This is a genomic window from Pseudomonas sp. K5002, assembly GCF_013386655.1.
Classification (GTDB): Bacteria; Pseudomonadota; Gammaproteobacteria; order Pseudomonadales; family Pseudomonadaceae; genus Aquipseudomonas.
The window spans coordinates 1-8,695 of record NZ_JACARK010000054.1 but is presented as its reverse complement, the minus strand read 5'-3'; the positions used below and the strand labels follow the sequence as shown (position 1 = coordinate 8,695).

Sequence of the window (8,695 nt, the reverse complement as noted above, 5' to 3'; positions counted from 1 at the left end):
AAAGTGACTCGCTGTAAGAGCGAAACCATAAGCCGCCGTTACCTAAATAACGGATAAACCCCCCTCACCCCCCCTTCAACTCTTCAATCATAATTTCCCGCATCCGAAACTTCTGGATCTTCCCCGTCACCGTCATCGGAAACTCATCCACAAATTTGAAATGCTTGGGCATCTTGAAGTGCGCAATCCGCCCCTTGCACCACGTCTGCAGCTCAAGCTCATTAGCCACATGCCCCGGATGAAACTTGATCCACGCCACAATCGCCTCACCATAGCGCTCATCCGGAATCCCGATCACCTGCACATCCGCCACCGCCGGATGAGTAAAGAAAAACTCCTCCAACTCCCGCGGGTACACGTTCTCACCTCCGCGAATGATCATGTCCTTGTTACGCCCGGCGATGCACACATACCCATGTTCATCCATGGTCGCCAGGTCGCCGGTGTGCATCCAGCCCGCCTCGTCGATAGCCTCACGAGTGCTGTCAGGATTATTCCAGTAACCGAGCATCACGCTGTAGCCACGGGTACACAGCTCCCCTACCTGGCCCCGAGCAACCGTGTTACCGGCGTCATCGATAATCTTGCTTTCCAGCTGTGGCTGGGTCCGGCCAACCGTCGTAACACGCCGCTCAAGGTCATCATCCGGCCCGGTCTGCAACGACACCGGGCTGGTTTCCGTCATGCCATAGGCAATCTGCACCTCACTCATGTGCATCTCGCTGATAACCCGGCGCATCACCTCGATCGGACAAGTGGCGCCCGCCATGATCCCGGTGCGCAGGCGCGACAGGTCGAACTCGGCGCGGCGCGGGTGATCAAGCATGGCGATAAACATGGTAGGCACCCCGTATAGCCCGGTGGCCTGTTCTTCGGCGATGGCAGCCAGGGTCAGCAATGGGTCGAAACCGTCACTCGGGTAGATCATCGTGGTGCCATGGGTGATGCAGCCCAGGTTACCCATCACCATGCCAAAGCAGTGATACAGCGGCACCGGGATCACCAGGCGATCTTGCGCCGTCAGGCCCAGGCTTTCGCCAACCATGTAGCCGTTATTGAGGATGTTGTGGTGACTGAGGGTGGCGCCCTTGGGGAAGCCGGTGGTGCCGGAGGTGTACTGGATATTGACGGGTTGATCGAAGTGCAGGCCGGCCTGGCGGATCTGCAATTGCTCGGGCGGGACGCCTGCCCCGAGGGCCGCCAATTGCGACCAGGGCGTAAACCCCGGGGGCGGGCTGGGATCAAGGCTGATGATGCCGCGCAGGTCAGGTTGAAGCTCCTGCAACATGCCGTGGTAATCGGAGGTCTTGAACGACCCGGCGCACACCAACCACTGGCAACCGGATTGCTTGAGTACGTACTCCAATTCACTGCTGCGATACGCCGGGTTGATATTGACCAGAATCACGCCGATTTTGGCGCTGGCGACCTGGCTGATGCACCACTCGGCGCAGTTGGGGGCCCAGATGCCCAAGCGGTCGCCGGCCTGCATCCCCAAGGCCAGGAACGCACGTGCATGCAAATCAACCGTCTCTGCCAGTTGCCGCCAGGTGTAGCGACGCTGTTGATGGCCCACGACCAAGGCTTCGCCGTCGGAGTAGCGCGAAACCGTTTGATCAAAGGCCTGGCCGATAGTCATGGCCAGCAAGGCCTTGTCCTGACAGCCGCGGCTGTAGCTCTGATTCGATTGATCCATAACGACCCCTGTTGTCTTTTTTGTAGGTTGACGTAAACGTAAACTACGATTGACAGGCCCGCAACGCAAGTTTACGTTAACGTAAAGGTGATCGCCCTCCCCGGCGTATTGGCCATACAAAAACAACGCTAGAAGGTGCCCGTCCATGAGTTACCCCTCCCTGAACTTCGCCCTCGGTGAAACCATCGACATGCTGCGCGACCAGGTGCAGTCCTTCGTGGCCAAGGAACTGGCGCCGCGCGCTGCGCAGATCGATATCGACAACCTGTTCCCCGCCGATATGTGGCACAAGTTCGGCGATATGGGCCTGCTGGGCATCACCGTGCCGGAAGAATACGGCGGCGCCGGCCTGGGCTACCTGGCCCACGTGGTGGCCATGGAAGAAATCAGCCGGGGTTCGGCTTCGGTGGCGTTGTCCTACGGCGCGCACTCCAACCTCTGCGTCAACCAGATCAACCGCAACGGCACCCATGAGCAAAAACTCAAATACCTGCCCAAGCTGATCAGCGGCGAACACATCGGCGCACTCGCCATGAGCGAGCCGAACGCCGGCTCCGATGTGGTCTCCATGAAGCTGCGCGCCGATAAACGCGGCAGTGTGTATGTGCTCAACGGTAGCAAGACCTGGATCACCAACGGCCCTGATGCCAATACCTACGTGATCTACGCCAAGACCGACCTGGAAAAGGGTGCCCACGGCATCACCGCGTTTATCGTCGAGCGCGACTCGAAGGGCTTCAGCCGCAGCAACAAGTTCGACAAGCTCGGCATGCGCGGCTCCAACACCTGCGAGTTGTTTTTCGATGACGTCGAAGTGCCGGAAGAAAACATCCTCGGCGCACTCAATGGCGGCGTGAAAGTGCTGATGAGCGGCCTCGATTACGAACGCGTTGTGCTGTCCGGCGGCCCGACCGGGATCATGCAGGCCTGCATGGACCTGATCGTGCCCTACATCCATGACCGCAAGCAGTTCGGCCAGCCCATCGGCACCTATCAAGGCATCTCGTTCAAGCTCGCCGACATGGCCACGCAAATCCGTGCGGCCGAACTGCTGACCCTGAACACCGCCTGGAAAATGGACCAGGGCACCATGACCGACGGCGAGGCCGGCATGGCCAAGCTGTTTGCCAGCGAAGTACTGGGCAAGGTTGCCGATGAAGCGGTGCAGATCTACGGCGGCATGGGTTTGATGGACGAAGGCCCGGTGGAGCGCATCTGGCGCAACGCGCGGATCGAGCGGATCTGGGAAGGCACTTCGGAAATCCAGCGCCACATTATTGCCCGCGAACTGTTGCGGCCACTGTTGCGTTGATCGGGTCGGAGAACGCTTATGTCCCAGGCTATTCGCGACAATCTCAAGCGCCTGCTGGCGCCCCGTCACCTGGCATTCGTCGGTGGGCGCAGCATGGCCCGTGCCCTCAAGCGCTGCGCCGAGGGTGGTTTTGCCGGCCAGATGTGGCTGGTCAACCCGCAACATGACAGCCTCGATGGCGTTCCCTGCGTACGTCGCGTGGCCGATTTGCCGTGCGGTCCGGACGCGGTGTTTATCGCTACCAATCGCGAGCTGACCCTGACCTGTGTCGCCGAACTGGCGGCCATTGGCACCGGTGGCGCCATCTGCTACGCCTCCGGGTTTGCCGAAACCGGCGCCGAGGGCCAAGTCTTGCAGCAACAACTGCTCAAGGCCGCTGGCGAGATGGCACTGCTGGGCCCCAATTGCTATGGCCTGCTGGATTACCTGCACAGCTCGGCGTTGTGGCCGGTGGCCCATGGCGGCAAGCCGGTCGAGAAGGGCGTTGCGGTGCTGACCCAGAGCGGCAACTTTGCCTACAACCTGTCCATGAGCGACCGTTCGCTGCCGGTGGCCTATATGGCGTCGGTGGGCAACCAGGCGCAGTTGGGGGTTGCCGAGTTGATGGACGTGCTGCTCGACGAGCCGCGCGTTACAGCGATTGGCTTGCACCTGGAAGGCTTGAAGAATGTGCCGGGGTTCGCCCGTGCGGCCCACAAGGCCCTGGAGAAAGGCATTCCGATCATCGCCCTGAAAACCGGGGTGTCACAGATCGGCGCCGAGTTGGCTTTGAGTCATACCAGTTCGTTGTCGGGTTCCGATGCGCTGTACGACAGTCTGTTCGCGCGCCTGGGTGTGATCCGGGTCAGCGGGCCGGTGAGTTTTGTCGAGACTCTGAAAGCGGCGGCCTGCGGTAATCTGCCGGCGGGCAACAGCCTGATCGCCCTGGCCTGTTCCGGTGGTGATGCCGGGTTGATTGCCGACTACGCCGAGCGCAACGATTTGAGCCTGCCGAAGCTCGACGAAGGCCAGCGTGAAGAGTTGGCGCAGGTGCTGCCCAGCTACGCCAACCTGGTCAACCCGCTGGATTTCACCACGGCCATCTGGGGCAACAGCGACGCGCTTAATACGATGCTCGACACGGCACTGCGCACCGAAGCGGATGCGGCAATGCTGGTGCTCGACTACCCGGCGGAATTTACCGGTGAGCGCAAGGAGTGCGACCTGCTGCTGGAGCTGTTTTGCAGTGCGCTGACTCGCCACGGCAAGACTGGCTTTGTCACCTCTGCATTTCCCGAATTGCTCCCGGCCCACGCTCGCGAGCGTCTGCATGCCCAGGGCGTTGCCGCGTTGCAAGGCGTGGAAGATGCGCTGGCGGCCTGGGGCCGGATTGCTGACTATCAAAACAATCGCCGGGCGTTGTTGGCGCGGGGTGAGTCGATACTGGTGCCGCTGTGCCCGCAAGCGCTTGAAGAACACGGACAGTCGCTTGATGAGTGGGATTCCAAGCAGGCTTTACGGGCTTTCGGCCTGACCACGCCAGCCGGTGTCTTGAGCACTCCCGAGCGGGCCATAGCCGATGCCAAAGTGCTGGGTTACCCGCTGGTACTCAAGGCCGTCAGTGCCGACTTGCCGCATAAAACCGAAGCCGGCGCCGTGGCGCTCAACCTGCAGGACGGCTTCGCCTTGACTGCTGCCCTGGCTCATATGCGCGAGCAAATCGCCGCTTATGCGCCGGATGTGCCGTTCGATCAGCTGCTGCTGGAGTCCATGGCTACGCCGCCGCTGGCCGAGCTGATTGTGGGCATCAAGCGCGAAAACGACTTCGGCCTGGCGCTGGTGATCGGCGCCGGTGGAATCCTTGTGGAGTTGCTCAAGGACAGCCGCAGCCTGCTGTTGCCGACCACCGACGATGCAATCCGCAACGCCTTGCTCAGCCTGCGCAGCGCCGCATTGCTGCAAGGCTTTCGCGGACGCGAAGTGGCCGACATGGAAGCCCTGGTGGCGGCGATTCGTGCGGTGGCCGACTACGCCTGCGCCAACGCCGGGCAGTTGCTGGAACTCGATGTAAACCCATTGCTGGTCAATGCCCGGGGCGCCACGGCGGTCGATGCATTGATCCGTCTCGCCCAGGCGTGAAGGAGATGACAATGCAAAGCAAAACCTTGACGGGCGGCCAGGCCCTGGTGCGATTGCTGGCCAACTATGGTGTCGACACGGTGTTCGGGATTCCCGGCGTGCACACGCTGGAGCTGTATCGAGGCTTGCCGGGCAGCGGTATTCGGCATGTGCTGACCCGCCACGAGCAGGGCGCCGGCTTTATGGCCGACGGTTATGCGCGGGTCAGCGGCAAGCCGGGCGTGTGTTTCATCATCACCGGGCCGGGGGTGACCAACGCCGCGACGGCGATCGGCCAGGCGTATGCCGACTCGATTCCGCTGCTGGTGATTTCCAGCGTCAACCACACCGCCAGCCTCGGCAAAGGCTGGGGCTGCCTGCATGAAACCCAGGACCAGCGGGCGATGACCGCGCCCATCACTGCGTTTTCAGCGGTGGCGTTGAGTGCCGAGGATTTGCCGGAGTTGATCGCGCGGGCCTACGCGGTGTTCGACAGTGAGCGACCGCGCCCGGTGCATATTTCGGTGCCGCTGGATTTACTGTCGGCGCCGATCAAACGGGACTGGAGCAATGAGGTGGTGCGCCGTCCCGGACGCGGTTTGCCATCGGCTGAAAGCCTTGATCAGGCAGTGGCAAAACTGGCCGCGGCCAAGCGCCCGATGATCATTGCCGGTGGCGGTGCGCTTTTGGCGGCCGATGCCTTGCAGCGCTTGAGTACGCAGTTGGCGGCGCCGTTTTTCAGCAGTGTCGCCGGCAAGGGATTGTTGCCGGTGGAGCATCCGCTGAATGCCGGTTCGACCCTGTGTGTCGAGCCCGGCTGGCAGCTCATCGCCGAGGCGGATGTGGTGTTGGCCATCGGCACCGAAATGGCCGATACCGACTTCTGGCGTGAACGCCTGCCGATTAATGGCGAGCTGCTGCGGGTGGATATCGACCCGCGCAAGTTCAACGATTTCTATCCTTGCGCCGTCGCGTTGCACGGTGATGCCCAGCAAACGACGCTGGCTTTGCTGGAACGCTTGCCAGCCACGCCGCGCAACGCGGATGCCGCCACCGCTGCGGTCGCGACGTTACGCCAGGCAGTCAGCAGCGGCCATGGTCCGTTGCAACGCATTCACCAGGCGATTCTCGACCGCGTGGCCGCCGAGTTGCCGGCCAATGCCTTCATCAGCAGTGACATGACCCAACTGGCCTACACCGGTAACTACGCCTTTCCCAGCAACGCCACCCGCAGTTGGCTGCATCCCACCGGCTACGGCACCCTGGGCTATGGCCTGCCGGCCGGTATCGGCGCCAAGTTCGGCGCACCGCAACGGCCCGGCCTGGTGCTGGTGGGCGACGGCGGCTTTCTCTACACCGCCCAGGAACTGGCCACGGCCGTGGAAGAACTGGACAGCCCGCTGGTGGTGTTGCTCTGGAACAACGACGCCCTGGGGCAGATTCGCGACGACATGCTGAACCTGGACATCGAACCCATCGGCGTACTGCCGCGCAACCCGGACTTCGCCGCCCTGGCGCGGGCGTTCGGCTGCACGGTCAGCGAGCCACAGAACCTGGATGAGCTGCAGACGGATTTGCGTAACGGTTTCAAGCGCAACGGCGTGACCTTGATCGAGTTGAAGCATGCCTGTGTGAACCTTTAGAGGAGCAACACCATGAGCGAAAACAACAACAAAATGACTCAAGCGATGCACCGGCGGGACTTCCTCAAGCACAGCGCCGTAGCCGGTGCCGTGGCCGCCGCGTTTTCCATGGGCCTGCCGCTGCAGGCCTTTGCCGAGGAGGCCACGCCCAAGCCGGGCGGCGTGCTGCGCATGGGCCTGGCCGGCGGCAGCACCACCGACTCCCGCGACCCGGGATCCTGGGTCGACACCTTCACCTTCGTCGGCTTTTCGGCGGTGTACAACACCCTCACGGAAATCGCGGTGGACGGCAGCGCTATCCCCGAATTGGCCGAAAGCTTCGAGTCGACGCCCGACGCGCGCATCTGGACCTTCAAGCTGCGCCAGGGCGTGACCTTCCATAACGGCAAAAGCCTGACCGCTGACGACGTGGTGGCCTCGATCAACCATCACCTGGCAGCCAACTCCACCTCGGCGGCCAAGACGGTGATCGGCGATGTGGCCAGTGTCAGCGCCAAGGGCAGCGATGCAGTGGTGTTCGAATTGCACTCGGGCAATGCCGATTTCGCCTATGTGGTCGCCGATTACCACCTGGTGATCATGCCCGCCAAGGACGGCGCCGCCGACTGGCAGGCCGGGATCGGCACCAGCGGTTATCGCCTGAAAAGCTTCGAGCCGGGCGTACGCATGGACCTGGAGCGCAACCCTGATTACTGGAAGCCGGGCAGGGCACACTTCGCCAGCGCCGAGCTGTTGGCGATTGCCGACGGCGCAGCGCGGGTCAATGCACTGGTCACCGGGCAAGTCGACGTGATCAACAAGGTCGACCTGAAAACCGTAGCCCTGCTCAAGCGCAATCCCACGCTGGTCATCGAAGAAACCAAGGGCGCCCAGCACTACACCTTCCCGATGTTGTGCGACAGCAACGAGTTCAAGAACAACGACATCCGCATGGCGATGAAGCATGCGATCAACCGCGAAACCCTGCTGGCCTCGGTGCTGCATGGCTATGGCCTGGTGGGCAACGACCATCCGATCCAGCCCGGCAGCCGTTTCATCAACGCCGCCCTGGAGCAGCGCACCTACGACCCGGACAAGTCGCGATTCTACCTGCGCAAGGCCGGTGTGGAGTCGCTGAAGGTGCGCCTGCAAGCTTCCGATGCCGCCTACACCGGTGCGGTGGATGCTTCGGTGCTGTTCAAGGAGCAGGCGCGCCAGGCCGGGATTGATATCGACGTGGTGCGCGAGCCGGCGGATGGCTATTTCTCCAATATCTGGATGAAGCAGCCGTTCACCACCTCGTTCTGGTACAGCAGCCTGACTGCCGACCGCATGTTCAGCATCGGCTACGCCAAGGGCGCGGCGTGGAACGAAACCCATTGGGATAACGACCGCTTCAACCAGTTGCTCAACGCAGCGCGGGGCGAGATGAACGCGCCGCTGCGCCAGGAGATGTACAACGAAATGCAGAGCCTGTGCCGGGACGACGGCGGGGCGATTGTGCCGTTGTTCGCCAGCTCCGTGGCGGCCCGCTCGAACCGCGTCAGCCATGGACCGCTGACGGCGCCGTATGGGGAACTGGATGGGTTGCGGTTGATCGAGCGGTGGTGGCAGGCGTGAAGATTTCAGATACGCCACAAATCAAATGTGGGAGCGGGCTTGCTCGCGAATGCGGTGGGTCAGTCTCTATCTGTATTGGCTGACACACCGCTTTCGCGAGCAAGCCCGCTCCCACATTGAACATTTGTCGCCTTCGAGAACATGCCCCACTCATGAGAACCGAACATGAATAGCCTATTCAAACTGGTACTCCAACGCCTCGCCCTTGGCCTGCTGTCGTTGTTCGCCGTCTCGGTGATCATCTTCCTGGCGGTCGGCATGCTCCCCGGTGATATCGCCCAGGCCATGCTCGGCCAGTCCGCCACGCCGGAAACCGTCGCCGCCTTTCGCGCCCAACTGGGCCTGGAC

5 protein-coding genes and 1 pseudogene are annotated in these 8,695 nt (G+C 62.1%); 5 read left to right on the top strand and 1 reads right to left on the bottom strand.

Annotated elements, in window-relative coordinates; translation table 11 throughout:
* Window positions 1-64: 64 nt before the first annotated feature.
* Complete coding sequence (locus tag HX846_RS03725) at window positions 65-1,696, bottom strand: AMP-binding protein (RefSeq protein ID WP_178964992.1); 1,632 nt, start codon at window positions 1,694-1,696, stop codon at window positions 65-67.
* Between the two features lie 145 nt (window positions 1,697-1,841).
* Here HX846_RS03725 and HX846_RS03720 point away from each other — a divergent pair, with 145 nt between their 5' ends.
* From HX846_RS03720 to HX846_RS03700, 5 genes and pseudogenes are all read left to right on the top strand, one after another.
* On the top strand, window positions 1,842-3,008 hold the full coding sequence (locus HX846_RS03720; RefSeq protein ID WP_178964991.1) for an acyl-CoA dehydrogenase family protein: 1,167 nt from the start codon (window positions 1,842-1,844) through the stop codon (window positions 3,006-3,008).
* Between the two features lie 18 nt (window positions 3,009-3,026).
* Window positions 3,027-5,126, top strand: coding sequence for an acetate--CoA ligase family protein (locus tag HX846_RS03715; protein ID WP_178964990.1), 2,100 nt, complete (start codon window positions 3,027-3,029; stop codon window positions 5,124-5,126).
* A gap of 11 nt (window positions 5,127-5,137) precedes the next feature.
* Window positions 5,138-6,748: a 5-guanidino-2-oxopentanoate decarboxylase gene (locus HX846_RS03710; RefSeq protein ID WP_178964989.1), complete on the top strand. Its 1,611-nt coding sequence runs from the start codon at window positions 5,138-5,140 to the stop codon at window positions 6,746-6,748.
* A gap of 12 nt (window positions 6,749-6,760) precedes the next feature.
* The gene (locus tag HX846_RS03705) at window positions 6,761-8,347 is read left to right on the top strand and encodes an ABC transporter substrate-binding protein (RefSeq protein ID WP_178903916.1); all 1,587 of its coding nucleotides are present in this window, start codon (window positions 6,761-6,763) and stop codon (window positions 8,345-8,347) included.
* A 165-nt stretch (window positions 8,348-8,512) separates the two neighbouring features.
* Window positions 8,513-8,695: pseudogene (locus HX846_RS03700) on the top strand (ABC transporter permease); the annotation flags it as partial.